The sequence below is a fragment of the Ruegeria sp. SCP10 genome, from assembly GCF_040329495.1.
Classification (GTDB): domain Bacteria; phylum Pseudomonadota; class Alphaproteobacteria; order Rhodobacterales; family Rhodobacteraceae; genus Ruegeria.
This window is the reverse complement of the sequence record NZ_JBDZYF010000001.1, coordinates 1,115,907-1,140,289: the sequence shown is the minus strand read 5'-3', so window position 1 is coordinate 1,140,289 and position 24,383 is coordinate 1,115,907. Positions and strand designations below refer to the sequence as shown.

The following is a 24,383-nucleotide window of genomic DNA, read 5'->3' as shown; positions in this document are numbered from 1 at the left end:
GCTGTAACAGGCTGGACACCACTCGCTGAGGCCCAATTTGCAACATACGCTCAAATCTCCGGTTACCTTTAACGGCGTCGGACTGCATGGCGGGCAGCCTGTCGTTATGGTTCTGAAACCCGCTGCGGCAGGTCATGGAATCTGGTTCAAGCGGACGGATATTGAGCTGGGCAATGCATTGATCCCCGCGATCTATGACGTGGTCGAGCGGACACCGCTGTGCACCCGTCTGGTGAACGATGCGGGTGTATCGGTTTCTACCGTTGAACATATCATGGCTGCACTTGCGGGCTGTGGTGTTCACAACGCGCTGATCGAGATTGACGGCCCCGAGGTTCCGATCATGGATGGCTCGTCGATTGATTTCGTGCGCGGCATCATGGCCAAGGGCGTGCGCCGTCAGGCCAGCCCGGTTCTGGCTTACGAAGTGCTCAAACCCGTTACTGCGTCCCGCGAAGGTGCAAGTGCAACGATTGCGCCTGCGGATGGTCTGATCATCGATTTTCACATCGACTTTGAAGATGACGCAATCGGAAATCAGACCAAGACACTGGACATGCGCAATGGCTCGTTTGTACGTGAGCTGAGCGATTGCCGCACTTTCTGTCGCCGTATTGATGTCGAGACAATGCGCGAAAATGGATTGGCCTTGGGCGGCACACTGGAAAATGCAGTGGTGGTGCAGGGCGAAGAGGTGCTGACACCGGGCGGTTTCCGCCACGCGGATGAGGCCGTGCGCCACAAGATGCTGGACGCTCTGGGTGATCTGTATCTGGCCGGCGGGCCGATTCTGGGCCATTTCACCGGCGACAAGTCCGGTCATTCTATGACCAACACGCTGTTGCGGAAGCTGTTTGAAACGCCGGGCGCTGTGCGTCCGATCTTGTGCACCCCTGAACAGGCAGCACGGCTGCCTGGGCAAGGTCTGGTTCAGGAAGAGATTCCGGCGGTGGCCTGAGCCGCTCACCTTTGACGACATTTGCGACAGAGGGTGCATAAGGCGTTTTGCACCGGAAATATCTATGCTAGACCATGGCTCAATTCGGGGCGAACCCCGGTAAGTAAGATGACAAGGATGGGCGGTATGGTTGGCAGCAAAGCGGCAGTCAGGTTCGCAGGTGCGATTCTTCTGGCAGCAGTTTTGACGGCATGCGGCAACAGGGGCGCAGACCGCGATCAAAACCTCGAAGGCTTCACGCCCGAGCAGATCTATACCCGTGGAGAGTATGAACTGTCGCAGAATCGCTCGGATGATGCGGCTTGGTATTTCTCGGAAGTTGAGCGTCTTTACCCCTATTCTGACTGGGCAAAACGCGCGCTGATCATGCAGGCATTTTCGTACCATTCCGACAAGAATTATGAAGAAAGCCGTGCCGCTGCGCAGCGCTACATCGATTTCTATCCCACGGATGAAGATGCCGCCTATGCGCAGTATCTACTGGCACTCAGCTACTATGATCAGATCGACGAAGTGGGCCGCGATCAGGGTCTGACCTTTCAGGCGCTGCAAGCGCTTCGGACCGTGATCGAAGTCTATCCTGACAGCGAATACGCGACCTCGGCGGTGTTGAAATTCGATCTGGCCTTCGACCATCTGGCGGGCAAGGAAATGGAGATCGGGCGCTACTACCTGCGTCAGGATCACTATGTCGCGGCCATCAACCGATTCCGCGTTGTGGTTGAGGATTTCCAGACAACTTCTCATACAGCCGAAGCCCTGTATCGTCTGGTCGAGGCCTATTTGTCTCTGGGTCTGTTTGATGAGGCGCAGACCGCGGGTGCGATCCTTGGGTACAACTACCAGTCCTCGGAATGGTATGACGATGCCTACAAGCTGTTGACCTCGCGCGGGCTGGATCTGAAGAGCCGTGGCAACAACTGGCTCAGCCAGATTTATCGCCAGACGATCAAGGGCCAGTGGTTGTAAGCTGGTGACGGTCTGGGGATGCTAACACCCGATGCTGCGTGCCTTAGATATCCGTGACATGTTGATCATCGACCGGCTGGAATTGACCTTCCAGCCGGGTTTGAACGCACTGACCGGTGAGACCGGGGCGGGCAAATCGATCCTTCTGGATTCGCTGGGATTTGTTCTGGGCTGGCGCGGTCGGGCCGAACTGGTACGGCAGGGGGCTACGCAAGGCGAGGTCGTGGCCGAATTCGAACTGCCCGAAGGCCATCCCGCGCACGAGGTTTTGGCCGAGGCTGGACTGCCGGGTGGGGAAGAGTTGATCCTGCGCCGTGTCAACACTGCCGAAGGCCGTAAGACCGCCTGGGTCAATGACAGGCGTTGTTCGGGCGAGGTTCTGCGCGCCCTGTCCGAGACTCTGGTCGAGCTTCACGGCCAGCACGATGATCGCGGATTGCTGAACCCGCGTGGGCATCGCCTGCTGTTGGACAACTACGCTCAGGTCTCGGAGCAACTAGCCGCAGTGCGCCGCGCATGGTCCGAAATGTCGCGCAGCCGTAAAGCGCTGGCCGAGACCGAGGCGGCGCTGGCTGAGATGCGGGCCGAAGAAGATTTCCTACGCCATTCCGTTGCCGAACTGGACAAGCTGGACCCGCAACCTGGTGAAGATGCTGAATTGGACGCCCGCCGCCGCATGATGCAGGGGGCTGAACGCATCCGCGATGATGTCGCCCGGGCTTTTGACCTGCTGGGTGGCGACGGGGCCGAAGGGGCGATGTCGGATGCGATGCGTTGGCTGGAGGGTGTTTCGGACAATGCAGGCGGGCAGTTGGAAGGCCCGATCGGTGCATTAGGCCGCGCGCTGATCGAGTTAGGCGAAGCGCAGGATGGCGTGAACGCCTGCCTTCAGGCGCTGGATTTCAACCCGGCAGAGCTGGAAGCGGCCGAGGAACGCCTCTTTGCGATCCGCGCGCTTGCCAGAAAGCATGATGTCGCGCCGGACGATCTTGGCACCTTCGCCGATACCTTGCGGGATCGTCTGGGACGGTTGGATGCAGGCGATGCCGATCTGGCCGATCGACGCGCATCAGTCGAGGCCGCGCAGGCTGCTTACAACGCCGAGGCTGCGACCCTCAGTACGGCCCGTCAAAAGGCGGCCGGTCAATTGGATGCAGCGGTCATGGCCGAGCTTGCACCCCTCAAAATGGAACGCGCCGTGTTCCAGACCGAAATCACCACAGCGGACCCGGGTCCCGAAGGTATCGACGCGGTTGCCTTTACCGTGGCCACGAACCCCGGCGCGCCATCGGGTCCATTGAACAAGATCGCTTCTGGCGGCGAGCTCAGCCGCTTTTTGCTGGCGCTCAAGGTCTGTCTGTCTGGCGATGACAGTGCGCGCACCATGATCTTTGATGAGATTGACCGGGGCGTTGGGGGCGCCACCGCCGATGCGGTTGGCCGCCGGTTGGCGGCGTTGGCGCAAGGAGGGCAGGTTCTGGTCGTGACTCACTCACCTCAGGTGGCCGCACGGGCAGCACACCACTGGCGGGTGCAGAAACAGGTCAGCGACGGGCAGACGCTGTCTACCGTTGTACCGCTGGCCGAAGGTGACCGTGTGGACGAAATTGCCCGGATGGTTTCGGGCGATACGATCACCGACGAAGCGCGGGCCGCAGCACGTGCGCTGTTGAAGGCGTGATGTATCGGCGCCGCCTTCTTTGTCCTGCCATGCTTTTATATGACCGCCCCTTGGCTTACTAAGGGTTAAGTGACGAGCCCCGAAGGCAGATGACTCAATCAACCTATACCGTACTGCGCAACCAGCTGAATCAGGCCATCGCCGCAATCAAAGATGCATTTTGGGTGATGCGCCGACGCGGGCCTAGTCAGATTCAGTTCTGGTTTATCGCTTTGGTGATCGGGATTGCCGCCGGGTTCATGGCCTTGGGGTTCCGTAAGGCGATCCAGTTTTTACAGGCCTATTTGTACGACACAGATAATATCCTGCTGCTGCACAGTCATGCCGAGAAACTGCCGTGGTACATGGTTCTGATCATCCCGATCCTGGGCGGTTTGCTAGTTGGTGTGATCCTGAACCGGTTCACCGATGATGGTCGTGTACGGTCGGTTGCGGATGTGATCGAAGGTGCTGCAATCACGGATGGCCGGGTCGAGACGAAGGCGGGTATCGCGTCCTTCTTTGCCTCACTGATCACGCTCAGCTCTGGCGGTTCGACCGGTCGAGAAGGGCCGGTTGTGCATATGGCAGGGGTTATTTCGACATGGGTCAGCAACCGTATTCATGCGGATGGGATCACAGGCAGGGACCTGTTGGGATGCGCCGTTGCTGCTGCTGTTTCGGCAAGTTTCAACGCGCCCATTGCTGGGGCTTTGTTCGCACTCGAGGTCGTGCTGCGCCACTTCGCGGTTCACGCCTTTGCGCCCATCGTCATTGCGTCGGTCGCAGGAACGGTGATCAACCGGCTGGCCTATGGGGATGTGACCCAATTCGCGCTGGATACGCCGGGGTCCCTGAAGTTCTATGTGGAACTGCCTGCGTTTCTGATCCTTGGCCTGATCTGCGGTCTCGTTGCTTTGGTATTGATGCGCTCAATCTTTTTTGCTGAAGACATCGGCACCCACGTCCAGAACCGCCTGTCTTTGCCGGGATGGCTACGTCCGGCAGTGTCGGGGGCGATGCTGGGCGTTTTGGCCATCTGGTTTCCGCATATTATCGGTGTCGGCTATGAAACCACGATCCGTGCATTGACTGGTGATCTGGTTCTGACGACCGCTATCCTGCTGGCCGTGATCAAAACCATCGCAGTGGCCATCACCATGGGTGGTCGCATGGGCGGCGGGGTGTTTTCGCCCTCTCTGATGATCGGGGCGTTGACCGGTTTGGCCTTCGGCTTGATTGCAACGGGGTTGCTGCCGGATGTGTCGGGGACTCACACGCTCTATGCGTTTGCGGGGATGGGAGCGGTTGCAGCCGCGGTGCTGGGCGCACCGATTTCGACCACGTTGATCGTGTTTGAACTGACCGGAGACTGGCAGATCGGTTTGGCGGTGATGGTTTCGGTCTCGATGTCGACGGCGCTGGCATCTCGTTTGGTGGACCGGTCTTTCTTCCTGACACAGCTGGAGCGCCGAAATGTGCATCTGGCCGCTGGCCCGCAAGCTTATCTGCTTGCCATGCTGCGCGCCGGGGCAGTGATGCGGCCAATCGGTGACGCGCGCTCGATTACGGCGGATGAGGCGCAGGAATTGATCGCGCGGGGCCTCTGTGTCAAAGCCAGCGCCACACTGGAAGCCGCGATGCCTTATTTCGACCGGGAAGACATTCCTTGTATTCCGGTGATCTTGTTGGAAGAGGACGGGTCAGAAACCCCGATCGGCGCGCTCTATCATGTCGATGCGCTCAAGGCCTACAACAGGGCGTTGGCGGCCACAGCGGCCGAGGAACATTCCTAGCCATCATAGACGCTGGCAGCGTCACCCAGATAGTTATCCCAGGCAAACCAATAAGAGATATGCCCGGCGACGCGCGGCAGTTGCGCGCCATCTGGTCCGGTTAACATCTCTTCGGACAGTGTCCATTTGCGTCCTGTCTCATCCACCAGTCCACCGTCAGAGGCTTTGAATCTGTGCCCCGCCCGCTCATAAGCCCGCACGGTCCGGCGATCCGGGTTTCCGATCAGAACCAGAGGGCGGTTCGCAATTGCATCATTGATCACACGGGTGCGGCTGAACGCGTCCAAAGGCCATGCCCGCGCAGCACCGAACTGACGGATCGTGAAGATGTAGTCCTTTTGTCGGTGCTGGGATTGATCGACCTGCGCGGGGAACATCAACTCGGGCGAGGCGAAATACTCGCGGTAGACCACGCCAGACCCGTAATTTCGGCGATGCCCAGTATCCAACGATAGTACGCGGGTACCAGGATGCGAGGTCTTCCAGTTGTCCCAGGTCGTGATCACCACCGGTCGCTGCTTCAACTCAATCCCGCTATCAACCAATGGGCCGACCACGGGTTTGCCGGTGTATTGGTTCCACAGCGAGTGTGTCTCGCGGTCAAACATTAGTTTGTTTGACCGGTAGAGGAAGCCAGAGGAGCCAAAGACAAACGGTTTGCGCCGACCCGCAACCTGCGTTTCAAACAAAATGCCCGACCCGCACAGTGTGCAGTATGCAAGTGCGACCGGAACTCCTCCGATCACTTCGTTGAACATTTCATGCCATCCCATGATCCGCAGCGGATAGGCGCGTACATCCCCGTTGATCGAGACGCCAAAGACCAGATCGTCACCCTTGAGGTAGCTGGCATCAGCCGCCGAGATGAGGGTTGGATTGTCCAACGAAGGGATACCGTCTTTGTAAACCCCACCCCAGGCGATCTCTTCCAGCCTGATTTTCATCCGGTCCCGTGCCAGGTATTCGGGCTGGAGGAACAGATCAAAGTTTTGGTCGAGGCCCAGCAGAACCTCGCGCTTGAACGGAATAAGCGATGGGTGCGGGATCAGCTGCGGATTCCGCTCTTGCCAGAGCATCCAATCAAACCAGTCTGTACCTAGCTTTTGCCCGCTGAGGGTTTCCATCACCTCCGAGATTTCATCCCGCCGCCGATCCCCGTATCGCATCGCAGTCAGCAGGGCAGGCACCACATCCGGCTTTCCGCGCTGCGTCAGATAGGCCGTCTGTGCCTCAAACTCGGTTCGACCGGAATAAAGCGTGCTGCGCAGTGCCTGCAGGACCGGGTCCTGCTGCGCCCAAAGCACGCGTGGTGCCAGCGCGCTGAAACTCAGCCCCCCAACAAAGCTGCGGCGTGAAACTGACATGGCATCCTCCACTTCTGCTTGGCCATATTCTGACCGCTGACGCGCTCACATTCACGCAACAGATGCGTGAGCTTGCAGAAACCTGTGTCAGAGGCATCTAAACTCGGCAGTTGCAATGCCTCGCCGGGCCTGAAAAACATGGTACGTCTGTTTGCAATCCATTTCTGTCATGCCTTCCAATCCAGCCTCTGCGCGTCTGCTATTCCTGTTGCTACTGTTTTGCGGCACGATCTGCAGTTCGATGATTGTGCCTTTCATGGGCTTTTTTCTGGTTGACGGATTGGGGTACGAGCCATGGGTGATCAGCGTGTATTCTGTTCTGGCGCTCAGCCTGACCCTGTTCGCGAACAGACAGTTTGCGCGACGCATTGACGGAGGCGCGCCCGTTTTTCCGCTGGTCGGGATCGCTATCGCAGGATTTCTGGCCGCCACCCTTTCGCTGTCTGCCTTACCGACCATCTGGATGGTCATGACCATTGGTGCGGTGGGCTTTGGCATCGGGTCCAGCGCGGTGTCGACCATGTTCAGCCTTGGCGGCAGCATGGCTGAACGGCATGAGATCGCGCGGAGCCGATTTAATGCATATATGCGCGCGACAACATCCACTGCCTGGATGATCGGCCCTGCCGTGAGTTTTCTGATCGCCGATCAGATTGGTTTGCGTGCGGTGTTCATGCTCTCTTTCATCGTCGCCTTGATCTGGCTGACATTGTGGTGGACGACGCTGCCCCGTGATATCGCCGCCGGAGTCAAAGAAGTTCCGGGTAGCGACATTTCGCAAGCTTCAGCGTCGCGCCAATTATGGCTGGCGGCAGGTTTTGTGTTCTGCCTGTCGCTTGCGCATTCGCTGACATTCACCTCGCTGCCGGTCTTCTATGTGCAGGAGGTCGGTTTGCCTGGCTACGCACCGGGCCTGGCATTCAGCATTAAAACCTTCGTCGAAGTGTTTGCGATCTTCAGCACACCGTTGATCATAAGCAGATTTGGAATGCGTCCGGCTTTGATCGCCACCACTTTGCTGGCGGTGATCACCATACAACTCCTTGCGGCTGTTCAGACCTTTCCGCAAATGCTGGGTGCCGCTGCACTGGAAGGGTTGTACTACGGTCTCTACGCCAGCCTGGGCATCAGCTATGTCCAGTCATTCGCGACCGACCGTCCCGCACAGGCGACGGCCATGTACTGGAACACCCTCATGATTACAGGTCTTCTGGCCGGGCCAGCCGTAGGGCTTATCGCGCAGGTCTATGATTTCCGGACGGTCGTGCATACCGCCTCAGGGGTCGCGCTTGTTGCTGCCGCCATATTGGTTGCGAGCCGAGCACCAAGCAAGGCCGGGTGATCTGGAAATCAGCAACCACTCAGGAGCCGGGTTATTCGATCCATTGCCTTAAATCTGCTCCACCTTCACCGACTCCACCGGATAGAACGCGATGTAGTCTTTGATCTTTGCTACGCCGGGGATCGGGCTCTCATAGCTCCACGCGGCATTTTCGGTGACCGATGACTTGTTGACGATCGAGAAATGGGTCGCATCCCCTTTGTGCGGGCAATGTGTGACCTTGTCCGTTTGGTCCAGAAAAGCCATCGCGATGTCGGACCGAGGGAAATAGATCACTGGTTCCAGATCGCCTTCCAGCAGTATCAGAGCATTGTTTGTTTCGCCCAGAATGGCACCGCCTGATCGGACGCTCCACTTGCCATCAGCTTTCTCGATTGTGATCTCTGTCATTTCTTGCCTTTCCCTCAGCGTCGCGTGGGGCTCTCCTCTGCCCGTTCTATGTAACAGTCCGGTGTCAGACCGGCGCAGTTGCGGCATCCAACCACAGTTGAGCGTCAGGGCCCAGCCTTGGTCGGATTTTTTCCGCAACGTCGTGGTGATAAGCGTTTAGCCAGCTGCGTTCGGCGGCGGTTAGCATGTCCACCAAGATCAGCCGGCGGTCAATAGGCACATAGGTCAGAGTGCGCCAATTCAGCATCGCGCGTTCATCATCGCCACCAGGCAGGGCTGGGGCATCTTCTACGACGACCAGATTTTCGATGCGTATGCCAAAGGCCCCTTCGCGATAGTATCCCGGTTCGTTGGACAGGATCATCCCGGGTTTCAGCGGCACATGGCTGACGCGTGACAGGCGCTGTGGGCCTTCGTGCACGCTGAGATATGCGCCCACACCATGGCCGACGCCGTGATTGAAATCCTGCCCCGCCAGCCACAGTGGTGCCCGTGCGATACACTCAATGTCGCGCCCAGCCAAACCGACAGGCCAGCGCATCATCGACAGGCCGATCATGCCTTTTAGAACACGGGTGAAACAGGCTTTTTCGTCGTCACCCACCTCACCAATGGCGATGGTTCGGGTGATATCAGTGGTGCCATCCAGATATTGCCCGCCGCTGTCCAGAACCAGCAGGTGGCCATTCTGCAACTGACTGTCGGTCTCCTCGGTCACTCGGTAGTGCATGATGGCCCCATTCGGGCCGGTACCTGAAATCGTGTCGAACGAGATGTCCTGCAAGGCATTGTCCTTGCGCCGGTTATGTTCCAGCCGGGTCACGACCTGCGTTTCGGTCACACTGCCGGGCTGTTGCGCATCCAGCCAACACAGGGTCTCGACAACTGCGACCGCATCGCGCAGATGCGCCTCGGCGCTGCCTGCAATCTCGGCGGGGTCTTTGCAGGCCTTAGGTAGGGCGCAGGGATCGCCACCATCTACCATCTTGTCGCCCAGCACATCTGCCACGATCTGCGGCACCGTGCCTGCGTCGACCTGAACACGCCCGTCCAACTTCTGAACCGCATCCAGAAAATCAACAGGGTCATGGATCGAAACCTCATCACCAAGATGATCGCGCACCTCGACAAGTTTCTGCGCGGCCATGAACAAATCCACCTGGCCTGCGGCGTGCAAAATTGCGAAACCATGAGCAACCGGATTATAGGCGATATCAGAGCCGCGAATGTTCAGCAGCCACATGATCGAATCCGGCAACGTGATCAGCGCTGCCGTACACCCTGCGTCCTGTACCCCACTCGCCAATCGCGTGATCTTGTCACGCGCGGCTTCTCCCGCAAACTCTAACGGGTGTGCTTTGACCGGGTTCATCGGCGGGGCAGGCTGGTTCTCCCACACTCGGTCGACCAGATTGTCGGAGCGCACCAGTTCGATTCCGCTGCCTTCAAGCTCCTTTTCCGCGGTAGAGATTTGTCCCGCTGCGTGCAGCCAGGGATCAAATCCGATCTTTCCACCTTGCGGCAGTTGCTCTTTCAGCCAGGCGCTCAGGCTAACATCCGGCCATGGGACCGGGGTATAAACATCAGCGACCTGCGCCTTGACCTGTGTGCGATATCGCCCATCAATGAACACGCCCGCCACATCCCCGAGCGCGACGCAAAATCCGGCCGAGCCGGTAAAGCCGGTCAACCAGGCCAGACGTTCATCCCGAGGGGCTACGTATTCGCCCTGATGCGCATCCGCGCGGGGAATCAGAAACCCATCGAGCCTTTCGCGCTTTATCTCTGCCCGAAGTGCAGCCAATCTCGGAGGTCCCTGTTCCGGGCGCGCAGTGACTTTGAAACTCTGGAACATGAGGGCCTCTTGCAGCTGTCGAATTTCGGTGAAACCTGAGACCTGTCGCGAGAAATGTCCAGCGTCATTGCGGGTTAGTCGTTGTCGGACAGAAAATCTGTCAAGGTGCGCAGATAGGTGTCGTAGACATCATTGCCGGGCAGCGGAATAATGTTTGCGGTTTCCAGCACGACCAGCGACGCGTCGGGAATACCAGCAGCCAGCTTGCGCGCTTCGGACAGGGGATGCACCGCACAATTCCGGCCATGCAGGATCAAGGTCGGGCATTTCACCTCAGACAACAAGTGGAGTACCGATGCGGTATTGCCGCAATCGCGCTGATGTAGTTTCTGCTCGACCGAGTAGAGGGACTGCAACTCGCCCACCATCTCGCGCACGGTTTCCAGGGGGCCGTCCGGGAAATAGCTGAGCAACGAGCCCACCGCATAGCCGCTACCGCGCTCATCCCAGCCTTCAATAATCAGATTGCGAATTGAATCTGGCCCGACGACGCCTTCTCGGTGATCGCGCCCTTCGGCCCAGCCTCCGATGATGACCAGTTTGCTGACACGTTGGGGATATCGGGTCGCAAATCTTAATGCCGAAAACAAACCGCCAAATTCCGAGACAATCGCGAAGCTTCCAAAGCCTGCTGCCTTGGTGATCGCCAAAATATCCTCGACGACACCATCGTAGTCTGTGTCTTCTGGATCGTCCCAGCCGCTTTGATGATGTTTGTTGTATCGTAACAGAGTGAACTTGGCCTCCATGGCCTTCAGATAGGCCCTTTCCGACGGCAGCCGCCATTCTGCTTCGATGTCGTAGACAACCGATCCGACACGCAACACTGGAGGGCCGGAACCTGCTACTGAAAAAGCAATCGCCTGACCGTTGCTACCCTTGACATAGCGCAGAGTGCGGGTCTGCGCCGGCTCACTTTGGGAAACGATTTGGTCGCACGTAACCTCTGCGGCCAATTGCAGCCCGCGGCGCACGATTGTGCGGATGATCCGTTGCGCCTTGCCGTCATCACCCACGGCACGCCGAGCGGCGGCCACGCGGGCGCTGATGGTGGATTCCGATACGAAGCGCCCGTTCCAGACCCGCTCGATGATCTCATCACGCGCCACCAGTTTGCCGGGATGTTCAGCCAGAAGTTTCAGCAGATCGAAGACCTGCGGCTCAACAGGCACCGCCTCGCCCTGGCGGGTCAGGACGTGACGATCCACGTCCAGAACACAATCTGCAAATTCATAGCGCATGGGATTAATACATCCGGTTTTGGGCGGTCTCACAAGCACCAATGGCAATCCCAAAGGTTTCTTAGGGATTTCTCAATGCCGCCTTCAAGCGGTCAGCTTAGCTGAGTGGCAAAATGACAATCAACATCAGGAGATTTCAACATGTTGCCACCCTTTGACACAGCGCTTCTGAAGCACCACCCGACACGCTACCAGATGCGCAACGACGCTGCCCGCACCAAGAGGTCGCGCCGACCGTTCCCACAGAGCATCTTCGCGTTCTTATCAGGCCTCTGGACCCTTCGGGCGCAGCAAGCCTAGCTTGCCTTCTTCATCCCCATCACCCGGGCACGGGCGCGGGGGTCGCTGTCAAACAGCGCCGCCAGCTGTTCGGTCATCGCACCGGCCAATTGCTCGACATCTGTAATGGTCACCGCGCGGTCGTAGTAGCGGGTCACATCATGGCCGATCCCGATGGCCAGCAATTCGACCATCTTGCGCTTTTCGACCATGGCGATCACATCGCGCAGGTGTTTCTCCAGATAATTCGCCGGGTTCACACTGAGCGTTGAATCGTCGACCGGCGCACCATCCGAGATCACCATCAGGATCTTGCGCTGCTCGCGCCGCGCCAGCATGCGGCGATGCGCCCATTCCAGTGCCTCACCGTCGATGTTTTCCTTCAGCAAGCCCTCTTTCATCATCAGACCCAGATTGGCCCGTGCGTGCCGCCAGGGCGCATCGGCCCCTTTGTAGATGATGTGACGCAGGTCGTTCAGACGACCGGGTTGCTGTGGGCGGCCATCGTTCAGCCATGCCTCGCGCGCCTGTCCGCCTTTCCACGCCCGTGTGGTAAAGCCCAGAATTTCGACCTTCACATTGCAGCGCTCTAGCGTTCGGGCCAGAACATCCGCACAAACCGCCGCGATTGAGATTGGGCGTCCGCGCATTGAACCAGAGTTGTCCAACAGAAGGGTCACCACCGTATCCCGGAACTCGGTGTCTTTTTCGACCTTGAAGCTTAGCGGGGTGGTCGGGTTTGCAACCACACGGGCTAGTCGGCCTGCATCCAGAATACCCTCTTCGCGGTCAAACTCCCACGACCGGTTCTGTTGCGCCTGCAGGCGGCGCTGCAGCTTATTGGCCAGACGGCTAACTGCGCCTTTCAACTGGTCCAATTGCTGATCTAGATAAGCACGCAGCCGTTCCAGTTCGGCTGGTTCTGCCAGATCCTCGGCGGCGATCTCTTCGTCATGAGTGTTCAGGTAAACTTTGTAGTCCGGGTCAGCCTCGGAAGCGGGTGGAGGGGCAGGCGGCTCCAGCGGGGCCTCGCCATCTGGCATCTCGGCCTCATCCGACATCTCTTCGTCGGCCATCTCATCCATCGAGACCTGTGCCTGAGACTGGTCCTGCTGTTCTTCCTGCGTCTGCTCGGGCGTGGCGTCAGCATCTTGCTCGTCCTGATCATCCTGCCCGGTGCTGTCCGGATCGGGCTGTTCTTCGGCGTCTTCCTCGGCCTGATCTTCCTGTTCGTCGTCCAGCTCGTCGGGGTCGTCCCCCAACTGATCACCATAGCCCAGATCCTTGATCACTTGACGGGTGAATTTGGCGAACTCGGCCTGATCCGAGAGGATCTCGTCGAGGTTTTCCAGCGTTCCGCCCGCCTGTTCCTCGATAAACCCGCGCCACAGGTTCATGACATTCTCAGCCGCAGGCGGCAGATCGCGCCCGGTGGCCAGATGCCGGATCAGATAGCCCGCTGCCACGGACAAAGGCGCCTCGGCCGGTTGTTTGCACTGATCATATCCGCGCCGCAGTGCTTCATGGCCAATCTTGACGTCGATATTCGACGCAGTGCCGGGCATATCCCGCGCGCCCATCGCTTCGCACCGCGCGGTTTCCATCGCTTCATAGAGGTCCCGCGCCATATCGCCCGGAGGGGCATAGCGCGCATGGGTCGCGTCATCGTGATAGCGACGTTGCAAGGCCAGAGCATCCGCAGTGCCACGCGCCAGCAGAACCTCTTCGCGGGTCATCCGACGGCTGACCTGAGGCAGACGCATCGATTCACCCGATAGGCCAGACGGGTCGACCGTATAGCTTACCGACAAATCAGGATCGTCGGCCATCACCTTGGTGGCCTCGGCCAGAGCCTTCTTGAACGGATCAGCAGGATTGTCGTTTGGTTTACTCATCTGTCCGCCCCTGCTTCTTCAAGCGTCATTTCATCACTTGCCAGACACGCCAGCACGTCCACGTGGACATCCAGCGCATCAACAACTCTATAGCCGGGATCTAGCCCGTCAAAGGCAAGGTTCAGATCTGTCCCGGCCAAAACGATGGCGTCGGCATTCAAATCATCCACCATACGGCGACCTGCGTCCAGAAACAGAGCGCGATCCTGATCGGAACAAACCCCGGCGACCGCCATATCCTGATAGGTTTGTCCCAACACCTCGATCTCATCTTCCAACGCAACCGCCCGGGTTTGCCCAAGCTGACCATACAGTTTGGTCCGCATCACAACACGCGTTCCCAGCAACCCTACAGTGCCAAACCCCTGTGAGGCGAAATACGCATCAAGAGGCTTTACAGCCGAAACAAGGGGCAACGGAGACAACGGCAAGGTCTCATCATAGCAGAAGTGCCCACCTAGCGACGTGATTGCTGCACAATCCGCACCTGCCGCTTTAAGGCGATCAATGAGCCCTGCGTAGACCCGCGCCTGTGCATCCCGTTTGTCCGCCAGATTGTTGCGGATCAATTCCTGCACATCCGCATGTACGATGGTCAGTTCCATCGGCTGTCCACGCGCCGCCATCGCCGCACTCAGCCGCTGATAGTAAACCACCGTTGCAGCAACACCGATCCCGCCAATCAATCCGATATGCATGGCGGTCCCCCGTCACCCCACGCTGGCGCTCGCTGCGCTTTCCGGCAGTTCCTCGTCGAAGCAGCGCTGATAGAACTCGGCCACGGTCTGGCGTTCCAGCTCGTCGCATTTATTCAGGAAGGACAGACGGAAGGCGTAGCCGATGTTGCGGAAAATCTCGGCGTTTTGGGCCCAGTTGATCACCGTCCGGGGGCTCATAACGGTGGACAGATCGCCGTTCATGAAAGCGGTCCGGGTCAGATCGGCAACGGTGACCATCTGGCTGACGGTCTTACGCCCCTCAGCCGTATTATACAGCGGCGCTTTGGACAGCACGATCATCGTTTCCGCATCATGGCTGAGGTAGTTCAGCGTCGAGACAAGAGACCAGCGGTCCATCTGAGCCTGGTTGATCTGCTGCGTGCCGTGATAGAGGCCGGTGGTGTCGCCCAGACCCACGGTGTTTGCGGTGGCAAACAGGCGGAAATTCGGGTTCGGTGTGATGATTTCGTTTTGGTCCAGCAAGGTCAGCTTGCCGTCATGCTCCAGCACGCGTTGGATCACAAACATCACGTCGGCCCGGCCCGCGTCGTATTCGTCGAACACGATGGCAACGGGGTTGCGCAGCGCCCAGGGCAGGATGCCTTCGTGGAACTCGGTGACCTGCTTGCCGTCGCGCAGTTTGATCGCATCCTTACCGATCAGATCGATCCGGCTGATGTGGCTGTCCAAGTTCACACGCACGGCGGGCCAGTTCAGGCGGGCGGCAACCTGTTCGATATGGGTCGACTTACCCGTGCCGTGGTAGCCCTGGATCATCACGCGGCGGTTATGAGCAAAGCCCGCCAGGATCGCCAGCGTGGTTTCCGGGTCGAACTTATAGGTTGGGTCGATGACCGGTACACGGTCACTTGCTTCCGCAAAACCCTTGACCGCCATGTCGCTGTCAACTCCGAACACTTCACGAACCGAAATCTCTTCGGTTGGTTTTGCGTTGATGTCGATCGATCCGTCAGCCATGCGCTTTGTCCTTATCCTTTGGCCCGTTCACCGGGTTTGAACCCGTGTGTGGTGCAACATATTGCAGACAAGGGCAAGGGAAAGCCGCGTGATGAAATGGCTGACAGGATCTTTCTTTCAAACTGGCCTTATGGCGGGCAGAACGACGCTTAATCCAGAATGGCGTCACGCATTCGGATCAGGCTGCGTTCATCAACGAAACGCGGGGTCTGATGCATGTAGTCGCGGAATGCGCGGCCATAACCCTGCAGCAGCCAGCGTTCTTCGTTCAGAACGAACAGAAAGTAGATGACGAACAGAATAGCGGCCAGACCAAGGGTCAGCCACGACCCGCTAGCGATACCCAGGCCAATCGTTGCCAGAACCGAGGTGACGTATTGCGGGTTGCGCGAATAGGCATACATGCCGCCGGTTACCAGCCCATCACTTTCGCAATAGGTGTTATCGAGCCCCAAGAACCGATAGCCCCAAAGCGTGATGCCAAAGGACATCACCATGATCGGCAGGCCCAGCACATAGCGGCTCCAATGGCCCCAGCCATTCACCCACACTTCGGACAGGGCAAACACAACGGTTGCACCGCAGAACAACCGAAAAAGGCCAAAAGCCGTGTGGTGCCGCCATCCGTTTGCGCTGGGCCAAAGGCCAAGCTGCGGCAGGCGCAGATTCAGAGAAAGATATCCGCTCAGCAACAGGGCCGAGCCCAGAGCAACACAAAGAGCAATCGTATGAACGTGATAGATGAGGGGTTCCATATCGAATTCCGTTGTCAAAGGTCATGTTCGGATATGGGCACAGTGCGCAGCCCATAGGGACAGGCCGTAGCAAGGCTTTGTAACAGGTTGAGGACCCCAGAGCCGGTTAACGGTTCAGCGCGACGCCTCGGTTATTTTGAGAGTCATGAAAAGCGCGCGAAAGTTCGTTTCTGACAGAAAATAACTCGAAACCCGATGCATCTGTCGGTAGAATTGCGACCAATAAAAAGTCGATTATGCAGAGCGTGTTCTAGTTTGGAAATGATTGATGTTGATGATGAAAAACTGAGCAATATTGATGCTCTAGTCAAACTCGTTGAAAGACGCGAATCCGCTGATCGGGATTTCGGACGCGCTATTGGAACCTTAAAGAATGATCTGGTCTACATAGACAAAGCTCTAAGAGCCGAGCCTGCCAAATGGCGGCAAAACAGGGCGTTCCATATCGTTCATGTACCAAGCTTCCTCGCCATCATGTCGATATTCGATGATATGGATCAGATGGTGTCTATATCGGATGATGAAAAACACCAGATTCTGATTTCGGTTCATCGAGCTGCGCAGTTGGCCAAAGTGGCTAGACGACGCATGGAACAATCCAAATTGATGGATGCTAAAACCGAGCTTGAGGTGCTTGCCCAATACGCGGCAATCCCAGACGAACCCTATCAAAAGCCGTCGCGCCTTACGCGCGCGTTCAACGGCCTTGCTTCGGCTTCGGACTCCGCCTGGCAGGGTGCGAAATCGCATGCAACTGCAATGCCTAATCTGGTTAGCGGCCTTCAGAGCGGTGTTTCAGGTACACTGTCGCGCGCCGCGTCTGCTCCGGCATTGTTCGAGAATTTGCAGAAAACCGTGTCTGGTGCACTGTCTGACACCGTTTTGACTCCGATATCCATGCGGTTAAATGCAGGGGGGCGAGCTCTGAAACATGGCGTCGGGGCCGGGGTCGGGTTGGGTGTTGTGGTTGGGGTCCTGTGCCCACCATTGTTGCCGCTTACGGCAGGGGGCGCAGTGCTTGCTGCGATGCGTGCCTGGCGCAAAGACATGGACAAAGCAGCCACGCTACATCAGGCGGAACGCGAACAGCGCATTGCAGAGCTGCAATCCGAGCGAAAGGCCGCCTTGCGCCATTTGACCCACGGGGCGCCTGCGTTGCAGATGGAAACCGAAGACCTCAGCATGACACTGGATGTTGAAACCGGTCGCGCGGATGCGGTGATTTTGAAAGGCGAACACTCGGGCCGCCTGTGGTCAAACTTGTCCCCGGCTGACAAAGCAGAGCTTGGGATGAATCTGGCCGAAGGTGCGGCCAGCCTGCTCAATATCTTAGAGCTTGCGATAAAGGACTAGTCTTCAGCCCCAAGCTACTTAAAGTTCCGGCTGTCCTTGATCTGATCCCAGGCCCAGACCACCTCTTGCAGTTGTTCCTCTTGTGACCGGTCGCCGCCATTCATGTCAGGGTGCAGAACCTTGATCAGCTTTTTATAGGCTTTGCGCACTTCGGCTTTGGACCAGCTGTCATTGGCTTCAAGAATCTCAATGGCGCGACGTTCGGTCGGGGGAAGACGACGACCACCACCACCTGACGTGCGGCCTTTGTTCTGGGTGCTATTTGCGCCCAGAACCTGATGCGGATCCTCAATGCCCAGACGGGCCCATGCGCGCGCTTCAGGGTCGCCCATGGGTTTGGTCTCACGCTCCCATACCTTGTCTTTCGAACGCTGAGCATTCAACTCGGCCTCGGTCGTGCCATCGAAGAAGTTCCATTTCTGGTTATATTCACGCACATGTTGTTGGCAGAACCAGTAGAAATCATCCAGCACATCCGGGGCCTTGGGTGCGCGATACTTTCCGGGCTCCTGACATCCGGGATGGTCACAGATTCGCACCGAGGTTTCAGATGCGCCCGACATGCCCCGACGCCCGCGCGGGTTCTTTTTCTTGGCGCTGGAAACGGACATATCGAATCCAAAGGGGTCTGATTTCGCCATGCTTTATCCTCACGAACGCATCTTTTCGACTCGGAGGCAGCAGTTTAGTCTAAGCTGCCGAAAGTAGAAGAGGGGGGCGGCAAGTTTTTTGCCGCTGAGCACAAAATTGAGCATAACCGAGGACATCCGAACCCGCCTTCAAGCCGCCTTTGACCCGCGAGAGTTAGAGGTGATCGACGACAGCGAAAGCCATCGCGGCCATGCAGGCTTTCAGGAAGGCGGCGAGAGCCATTTCAACGTCCGCATCCGCGCCGCCGTATTCGAGGGTCAATCGCGCGTCGCGCGCCATCGGGCCGTGCACAAGGTGTTGGGAGACGTCGTGCCACGCATCCACGCACTGGCGTTGGATATCGACGTCTGAATGCGTTTAAAACCGCAACCGAAAGGCAAGGCCGACCAGCGGGGCTGTGTCATAGCTTTGGCGGCTGATCTCAGTGCTGGTTTCGTCCTCTAGTGTCAGTCGACCATCGAATTCGGCCCCTGCAAAAACGGTAACCGACAGACCGGGATTTGGCGTGTAGTTTAGAGATGCGACGACCGGGATGCTCTGATCTTCACCAATCCCGTTGGGCGCTAGCCCGCTGTCGTCCAACCGAAAGCGGATTTTCTCGGACCGGGCGGAAAGCGAGAGGCTGAAATCGCCATTCATCGCATAGCTGAGAGTCAACCCGGGCCCGCGCGTGGCACCAATTCCTGATCCAGTGTTCAGATTCCAGCGATCATTGATGTCCCAGTCGACCAACAGTGCCGGAAAGACTTCCACGCCGCTATCTTCTAGTTGTGTGAAGGCCCCTAGAGCGGGGCCGATGGTCAGGCTTTCGCTCACGCTCCACGCAATACCTGCAAAAACGCCATAGGTACGGCCATCAGACAACTCCGCACCGCTTTGATAGTCCCATCTGACCTGGGGAGATATGAACACACTGGTTCGTTGCCCGGCCTGAAAACGAAGCGGAACTGAAATTCGGATGTCGCGAATATCGTTCCAAGGCTGGTTACCGGCCGCGCTGAAATCATAGTCTATCTGACCGTAGCTGAGCGAAAAACCGAGCGATGTTTCGCTGTCGAAATTATACAATCCTGTGGCCCGCAGGAACGAGCGCGTCGCACTAAAGTCCCCACCCTGATCCAAATCTGCGCTGCTCTGATATACTACAAGCCCGTCGATCTGGCTGACCCAACCCAGCGGTTGTTGTGCAGCGACGGGCAGTGCAACCTGACAGGCGATGGCGGTGATTAAGTGAAGACAAACGGTGCAAGGTTTCATCGCGGCGGGGTTCCCAATCGATGCAAAGAAGGTATCTCAGAACGATACGACTAGAACCCTTAAACGGATGACCACCTCAATCCCGTCGGTTAAATCCGTGCCATCAAAACCACACCCACAGAGCCTTTCGACCCTAACGGGCGTTACTTGGTGTCTTCACTGTCTTTTTCACTGGGCTTCAACGTCAGTGGAGGCTCATCTGCTTCAGCTGAAATCGGTTCCGGGGCTTGAACCGCATCCGGCCCGGGCACCGGCTGCGCCAAAGGGACGCCTTCTGGGGTTTCGCTGGGGGTTGGGGCTGCAACCACGGGTGCCGTCTCGACGTCTGGCGCGTCTTGTGCCACCGTGCGCCTAAACACCAGCACATTGCGCCAGTTCGTTGTCGACCCCGTCAGGCCCGAGCGTTCCTCGCTGGGCAGCAGTTCAGCGCGCTGGTATTCCCAGCCGTCCTGGCCCATCTGGTTCAACACCTGCTCGACCGAGGCGGCAAAGCGGCCCTCGGTCGTTTTCACGCCCTTGGCTTTGACACCTTTTTGCGGGGCGGGGATGACCTTGTATTCGTAGCGCTGCATCAACTGTTCCTAAACCATATTCGCGCCAACTTAACATGCTGATCCACGGGCGAAAGTACCGCTGCAGGATCGGCGAGATTTAGCTCCGCATGTTACCGCTGGTCTGTGCCGCTTTGGTCACAACTGACAGGCAAAGCTCCGTCGCCAGCGCCATGTCTTGCACCGAAATCCACTCCAACGGTCCGTGAATGCACTGCATGCCCGTGAACAGGTTGGGGCAGGGTGTGCCGAACTCGGTCAGGCGTGAGCCATCGGTGCCGCCGCGGATCGGAACCGAGAGCGGCTCGATCCCCAGTTCCCGGCAGGCTGCGCGGGCCAGATCAACGGGTGTCATGTCCTTTTCCAGCCAATAGCGCATGTTGCGGTATTGATGGCTGATGTCGCAGGTGATGGTCGCGCGAGGTTCGGATGCCTGAACAGCGTCGCAGACCTTGCGCACCAGATCGCGCTGTGCCTCAAGACCCTCCATCTCGAAATCCCGCAGGATCAGCTTGATCTCCATCTCGGACGAGCCGCCATTCATGTCGGTGACATGGATGAACCCTTCGCGCCCATCGGTGACTTCGGGGGTCAGTGTGGCCTGCGGCAGGGTCTGTACGATCTTTGCGGCCAGATGGGTGGCATTGACCATCTTTTCCTTAGCCAGCCCCGGGTGGATCGACACGCCGGTGATCTTGATCACCGCACGGTCGGCCGAGAAGCTTTCATATTCGATCTCGCCCACCTCTTGCCCGTCCAGTGTATAGGCGAAATCGGCCTTGAGGTCCTTGGGCAGTTGCTCGGTCACGCCGCGTCCGATTTCTTCGTCCGGCGTGAAAGCAATGCGGATGGGACCGTGCGGAATGTCTGGATTTTCAATCAGGTGCCGCGCCATGGTCATCAGGATTGACACGCCCGCCTTGTCATCGGCGCCGAGCAAGGTCGTGCCCGAAGCGGTGATCAGATCATGGCCTATCTTTTCGGCCAGATAAGGATGTTCTTCCGGGGACAGAACCAGATCGGGATCATCGGGAAAGGTAATCTCACCGCCGTTATAGCCTTTGATGACGCGCGGTTTGACGCCGGTTGCGTTGAATTGCGGGGCAGTGTCGACATGGGCGAGGAAACCCACGGTCGGCCCTTCGGCGGTGCCAGGAATGGTCGCCACAACAACGCTGTCGCCGGTTATCTCGACATCCTGCGCGCCTATTTCCGTCAGCTCCTGCTGCAGCAGGTTCAGCATGTCGAACTGAATGGGCGTACTTGGGGTCGAAGGTGATGTCTCATCGCTTTGGCTGTCGATAGCCGCATAGCGCATCAGACGGTCTTCAAGTTCCTGATCGAATTTTCTGGTCATGGCACCTCTCCTGCGCGGAAGAAAGGGCGCAAAAGAAAACGGAGTCAAGCGGATGGCCTGACTCCGTCTCATAACTTTGAAAAACGGGCTTACGAGGCCAGCTTTTGGGCAACCAGCTCGTTGACAGCCTTGGGGTTGGCCTTGCCGCCGGTGGCTTTCATCACCTGACCGACAAACCAGCCTGCCAGTTTCGGGTTTACTTTGGCCTTTTCGACCTGCGCCGGGTTGGCGGCGATGATCTCGTCCAAAGCGGCCTCGATGGCGCCGGTGTCGGTCACCTGCTTCATGCCGCGCTCTTCCACGATCTGCGCCGGGTCACCACCTTCGGTGTAGACGATCTCGAACAGATCCTTGGCGATCTTGCCCGAGATGGCATCCGAGGAAATCAGATCGATGATCCCACCCAACTGCGCCGGAGATACGGGCGAGACGGTGATGTCGTGGTCTTCTTTCTTGAGGCGGCCAAACAGTTCGTTGATGACCCAGTTCGCGGCCAGCTTGCCGTTGCGGCCTTTTGCGACCTCTTCGAAATAAGCGGCGCTTTCGACTTCGGCGGTCAGAACCGAAGCGTCATAGTCGGTCAGACCGAACGCTTCGATGAACCGCGCCTTTTTTTCGTCGGGTAGCTCAGGTAGCTTGGCGGCGATATCGTCGACCCACGCCTGCTCGATCTCCAAAGGCAGCAGGTCGGGGTCCGGGAAATAGCGGTAGTCATGCGCTTCTTCCTTGGACCGCATCGAGCGGGTCTCACCCTTGTCAGGATCGTACAGGCGGGTTTCTTGATCGACGGTGCCACCGCCTTCGACGATTGCGATCTGACGGCGGGCCTCGACCTCAATCGCCTGCTGGATGAAGCGCATCGAGTTCATGTTCTTGATCTCGCAGCGCGTGCCCAGATGCGAGAAGTCCTGCGTTTCCTGATACTTCTCATAAGCCCCCGGCAAACAGATCGAGACGTTCACGTCCGCCCGCAGGTTGCCGTTTTGCATGTTGCCATCACAGGTGCCCAGATACCGCATGATCTGGCGCAGCTTGGCGATATACGCGGCGGCCTCTTCGGGGCCACGGATGTCGGGGCGCGAGACGATCTCCATCAGGCAGACGCCGGTCCGGTTCAGGTCGACAAAGGACATATGCGGGTCCATGTCGTGGATCGACTTGCCCGCGTCCTGCTCCATGTGGATACGTTCGATGCGGACCATGCGCGCGGTGCCGTCACCCATTTCGACCAGCACTTCGCCTTCGCCCACGATGGGGTGGTAGAGTTGGGAAATCTGGTAGCCCTGCGGCAGGTCGGGGTAGAAATAGTTCTTGCGGTCAAAAGCCGATTTCAGGTTGATATCCGCCTTCAGACCCAGACCCGTGCGCACGGCCTGTTCCACACAATATTCGTTGATCACAGGCAGCATACCCGGCATCGCCGCATCCACAAAGGCCACGTTCGAGTTCGGCTCGGCCCCGAATTGGGTCGACGCGCCCGAGAACAGTTTCGCATTGGACGAGACCTGAGCGTGCACCTCCATCCCGATCACCAGCTCCCAATCGTGCTTGGCCCCGGCAATGGTTTTGGGTGTGGGCATTTCGTATGTCAGGTCGAGCATGTCGCGCCTCATTTCCGCAGAAGTTTAAGCCTGCGTATTAGGCCCGGCGGGGCCTAGGGGCAAGGGGGAAAGGCGCGATTCAGTGCTGCGAGAATTGCAGACCGGTGGGTGTAAAGGTCACATCCTTGCCGCTGCCCAACTCATCCCGGAAGAAATCGCCGATCGTACGCAGCGCATCGCGCTGTCCACGTGCTGCAAATCGCTCGGGTGAATTGATACGCACTGAGTTGTTGAAGCCCGCAGTTGCATGGGCCCAAATCAGCGGATGCAGTTCGGTCAGATGGTCGCGGATCAGCCAATTGGCGGTCTCGCGCATCTGGCTGCGGACCTGATCGGCCTTTTCGTTCAAGCCCACCCCATTTTGCACCGTGATCGCGCAATAAGCGGACAGCATATTGACCATTTGCTGACCGGGGTGCAGCCGCAGAACATCGCGCAGGCCTTCAAGGAAATACTCGACATCCACCCGCGCGCAAGCTTCGGCGTCCATCGCGATGGCGTCGAACTGGACCCATGTGTAACCGCCTGCGCCCCATGTGTCTTGTGTTCTAGCCGCGTTGCGTAGGGCTTGTAGTTCAAGCTCCTCATAGCTGCCGAACCAGCGAGGCAGCAGATGGCTGCCCATCGCGCGCATATGGCGCTGGTTTTTCGGGTCGAGGCCAATTAGGCGCTCATACTTCTCGGCGACCCGAGCGGTCTCCTTGCGTTGACCGGCCAGCAACGCACAGTTCGCCGCAGCGATGAGCGGGCTATCGGGTGCGGCAGCCGTGCAGTCCGGCAGGATTTGCCCGGCGCGGTCGAAATGGGCCGCGCAACGCGAACTGTGCAGCGCGGGCAAAGTCGCATCCGCCGAGTTGCCTCGCCAAGCCCACGCGATATCGATATGTGCCAGCGCGACGATTGCAGCGATCATTGGATCACCCGGATGATCGCGCATCTCGGTCTCAAGTTCCGAAATTCCGCCCAGCAGATCGTAATCGGATACGGCTTTGCCATCTGACAAGGCATGTTCCGCCGCCAAAACCACGTCTGACCGGGCGCCAAAACCCAACAAATCGGCAATCGGCATCCCATCCGGTGCCGTCGCGCCTGTCTGATCCGCAGCGTGCATTTCTGCGGACAATTCATCCCACCGATCCTGACGCGCCAGATGACGCCCGCGTTCGATCATCTCACGGCCCACAAGATCCTTGGGGTCAAGCTTGGCAACAGGAATGTTCAACTGACCCTGTTCGGGTAAAGCTGCGGCTAAAGCAGAATTAGCCGGACAGAAATCAGGTGCGGCCTGAGGTTTGTGAGGTGAAAATCGGGCAGAGAATGCCCGTGCAATGCGGAACATAGTGGAACTCGAGAACTTAAAAACTGGTAACTGCAAGGTAGGCTGGCCGGAAAACCCGACGATTTCAAGTTAA

21 protein-coding genes are annotated in these 24,383 nt (G+C 58.1%); 7 read left to right on the top strand and 14 right to left on the bottom strand.

The genetic code is table 11. The features are described from left to right. Positions 1-37 precede the first annotated feature (37 nt). From lpxC to ABLN87_RS05760, 4 genes are all read left to right on the top strand, one after another. Complete coding sequence (gene lpxC, locus ABLN87_RS05775; protein WP_353008221.1) at positions 38-958, top strand: UDP-3-O-acyl-N-acetylglucosamine deacetylase; 921 nt, start codon at positions 38-40, stop codon at positions 956-958. Between the two features lie 126 nt (positions 959-1,084). After that, a complete protein-coding gene (locus ABLN87_RS05770; protein WP_353008220.1) occupies positions 1,085-1,927 on the top strand; it encodes an outer membrane protein assembly factor BamD in 843 nt (280 codons plus the stop codon). A 31-nt stretch (positions 1,928-1,958) separates the two neighbouring features. After that, on the top strand, positions 1,959-3,608 hold the full coding sequence (gene recN, locus ABLN87_RS05765; protein ID WP_353008218.1) for a DNA repair protein RecN: 1,650 nt from the start codon (positions 1,959-1,961) through the stop codon (positions 3,606-3,608). Positions 3,609-3,697: 89 nt separating this feature from the next. After that, a complete protein-coding gene (locus ABLN87_RS05760; RefSeq protein WP_353008217.1) occupies positions 3,698-5,383 on the top strand; it encodes a chloride channel protein in 1,686 nt (561 codons plus the stop codon). On the opposite strand, the gene ABLN87_RS05755 is transcribed toward ABLN87_RS05760, so the two are convergent. Then, positions 5,380-6,747 carry a DUF3179 domain-containing protein gene (locus ABLN87_RS05755; protein ID WP_353008216.1) on the bottom strand — a complete coding sequence of 456 codons (1,368 nt, stop codon included), beginning with the start codon at positions 6,745-6,747 and terminating at the stop codon, positions 5,380-5,382. The genes ABLN87_RS05760 and ABLN87_RS05755 overlap by 4 nt on opposite strands. 256 nt (positions 6,748-7,003) lie before the next feature. On the opposite strand from ABLN87_RS05755, the gene ABLN87_RS05750 reads away from it, so the two are divergent. Beyond that, complete coding sequence (locus ABLN87_RS05750; RefSeq protein ID WP_353008215.1) at positions 7,004-8,089, top strand: MFS transporter; 1,086 nt, start codon at positions 7,004-7,006, stop codon at positions 8,087-8,089. Between the two features lie 48 nt (positions 8,090-8,137). On the opposite strand, the gene ABLN87_RS05745 is transcribed toward ABLN87_RS05750, so the two are convergent. The 7 genes from ABLN87_RS05745 to ABLN87_RS05715 all read right to left on the bottom strand — a co-directional run bounded on the left by ABLN87_RS05745 (position 8,138) and on the right by ABLN87_RS05715 (position 16,201). Next, positions 8,138-8,479, bottom strand: a complete 342-nt coding sequence (locus tag ABLN87_RS05745; RefSeq protein ID WP_353008214.1) for a DUF427 domain-containing protein — start codon at positions 8,477-8,479, stop codon at positions 8,138-8,140. Between the two features lie 64 nt (positions 8,480-8,543). Beyond that, on the bottom strand, positions 8,544-10,334 hold the full coding sequence (locus ABLN87_RS05740; RefSeq protein ID WP_353008212.1) for an aminopeptidase P family protein: 1,791 nt from the start codon (positions 10,332-10,334) through the stop codon (positions 8,544-8,546). A gap of 74 nt (positions 10,335-10,408) precedes the next feature. Beyond that, positions 10,409-11,575: a winged helix-turn-helix domain-containing protein gene (locus ABLN87_RS05735; protein WP_353008210.1), complete on the bottom strand. Its 1,167-nt coding sequence runs from the start codon at positions 11,573-11,575 to the stop codon at positions 10,409-10,411. Positions 11,576-11,871: 296 nt separating this feature from the next. Then, positions 11,872-13,749, bottom strand: coding sequence for a cobaltochelatase subunit CobT (gene cobT, locus ABLN87_RS05730; protein WP_353008209.1), 1,878 nt, complete (start codon positions 13,747-13,749; stop codon positions 11,872-11,874). After that, complete coding sequence (locus ABLN87_RS05725) at positions 13,746-14,447, bottom strand: aspartate/glutamate racemase family protein (RefSeq protein WP_353008208.1); 702 nt, start codon at positions 14,445-14,447, stop codon at positions 13,746-13,748. Before ABLN87_RS05725 ends, cobT begins: the two co-directional genes overlap by 4 nt. A 12-nt stretch (positions 14,448-14,459) precedes the next feature. Then, positions 14,460-15,446, bottom strand: a complete 987-nt coding sequence (cobS, locus tag ABLN87_RS05720; protein WP_353008207.1) for a cobaltochelatase subunit CobS — start codon at positions 15,444-15,446, stop codon at positions 14,460-14,462. Positions 15,447-15,595: 149 nt separating this feature from the next. Then, positions 15,596-16,201, bottom strand: coding sequence for a methyltransferase family protein (locus tag ABLN87_RS05715; protein WP_353008206.1), 606 nt, complete (start codon positions 16,199-16,201; stop codon positions 15,596-15,598). Positions 16,202-16,462: 261 nt separating this feature from the next. Between ABLN87_RS05715 and ABLN87_RS05710 the strand changes: the two genes are divergently transcribed. Continuing rightward, positions 16,463-17,554 (top strand): hypothetical protein, encoded by a 1,092-nt coding sequence (locus tag ABLN87_RS05710; RefSeq protein WP_353008204.1) that lies wholly within the window; start codon positions 16,463-16,465, stop codon positions 17,552-17,554. 14 nt (positions 17,555-17,568) lie between these two features. On the opposite strand, the gene ABLN87_RS05705 is transcribed toward ABLN87_RS05710, so the two are convergent. Beyond that, complete coding sequence (locus ABLN87_RS05705) at positions 17,569-18,195, bottom strand: J domain-containing protein (RefSeq protein WP_170532183.1); 627 nt, start codon at positions 18,193-18,195, stop codon at positions 17,569-17,571. A gap of 106 nt (positions 18,196-18,301) precedes the next feature. Here ABLN87_RS05705 and ABLN87_RS05700 point away from each other — a divergent pair, with 106 nt between their 5' ends. Continuing rightward, entirely contained in the window at positions 18,302-18,556 is a 255-nt protein-coding gene (locus tag ABLN87_RS05700) for a BolA family protein (protein ID WP_353008203.1), read from the top strand. A gap of 6 nt (positions 18,557-18,562) precedes the next feature. On the opposite strand, the gene ABLN87_RS05695 is transcribed toward ABLN87_RS05700, so the two are convergent. The 5 genes from ABLN87_RS05695 to ABLN87_RS05675 all read right to left on the bottom strand — a co-directional run bounded on the left by ABLN87_RS05695 (position 18,563) and on the right by ABLN87_RS05675 (position 24,310). After that, complete coding sequence (locus ABLN87_RS05695) at positions 18,563-19,462, bottom strand: hypothetical protein (RefSeq protein ID WP_353008202.1); 900 nt, start codon at positions 19,460-19,462, stop codon at positions 18,563-18,565. A 143-nt stretch (positions 19,463-19,605) separates the two neighbouring features. After that, positions 19,606-20,034 carry a DUF4177 domain-containing protein gene (locus ABLN87_RS05690; RefSeq protein ID WP_353008200.1) on the bottom strand — a complete coding sequence of 143 codons (429 nt, stop codon included), beginning with the start codon at positions 20,032-20,034 and terminating at the stop codon, positions 19,606-19,608. A gap of 79 nt (positions 20,035-20,113) precedes the next feature. Further along, positions 20,114-21,370 (bottom strand): peptidase T, encoded by a 1,257-nt coding sequence (gene pepT / locus ABLN87_RS05685; RefSeq protein WP_353008199.1) that lies wholly within the window; start codon positions 21,368-21,370, stop codon positions 20,114-20,116. A gap of 89 nt (positions 21,371-21,459) precedes the next feature. Then, the gene (gene gatB / locus ABLN87_RS05680) at positions 21,460-22,971 is read right to left on the bottom strand and encodes an Asp-tRNA(Asn)/Glu-tRNA(Gln) amidotransferase subunit GatB (RefSeq protein WP_353008198.1); all 1,512 of its coding nucleotides are present in this window, start codon (positions 22,969-22,971) and stop codon (positions 21,460-21,462) included. 79 nt (positions 22,972-23,050) lie between these two features. Beyond that, the gene (locus ABLN87_RS05675; RefSeq protein WP_353008197.1) at positions 23,051-24,310 is read right to left on the bottom strand and encodes a hypothetical protein; all 1,260 of its coding nucleotides are present in this window, start codon (positions 24,308-24,310) and stop codon (positions 23,051-23,053) included. Between the last annotated feature and the right edge of the window lie 73 nt (positions 24,311-24,383).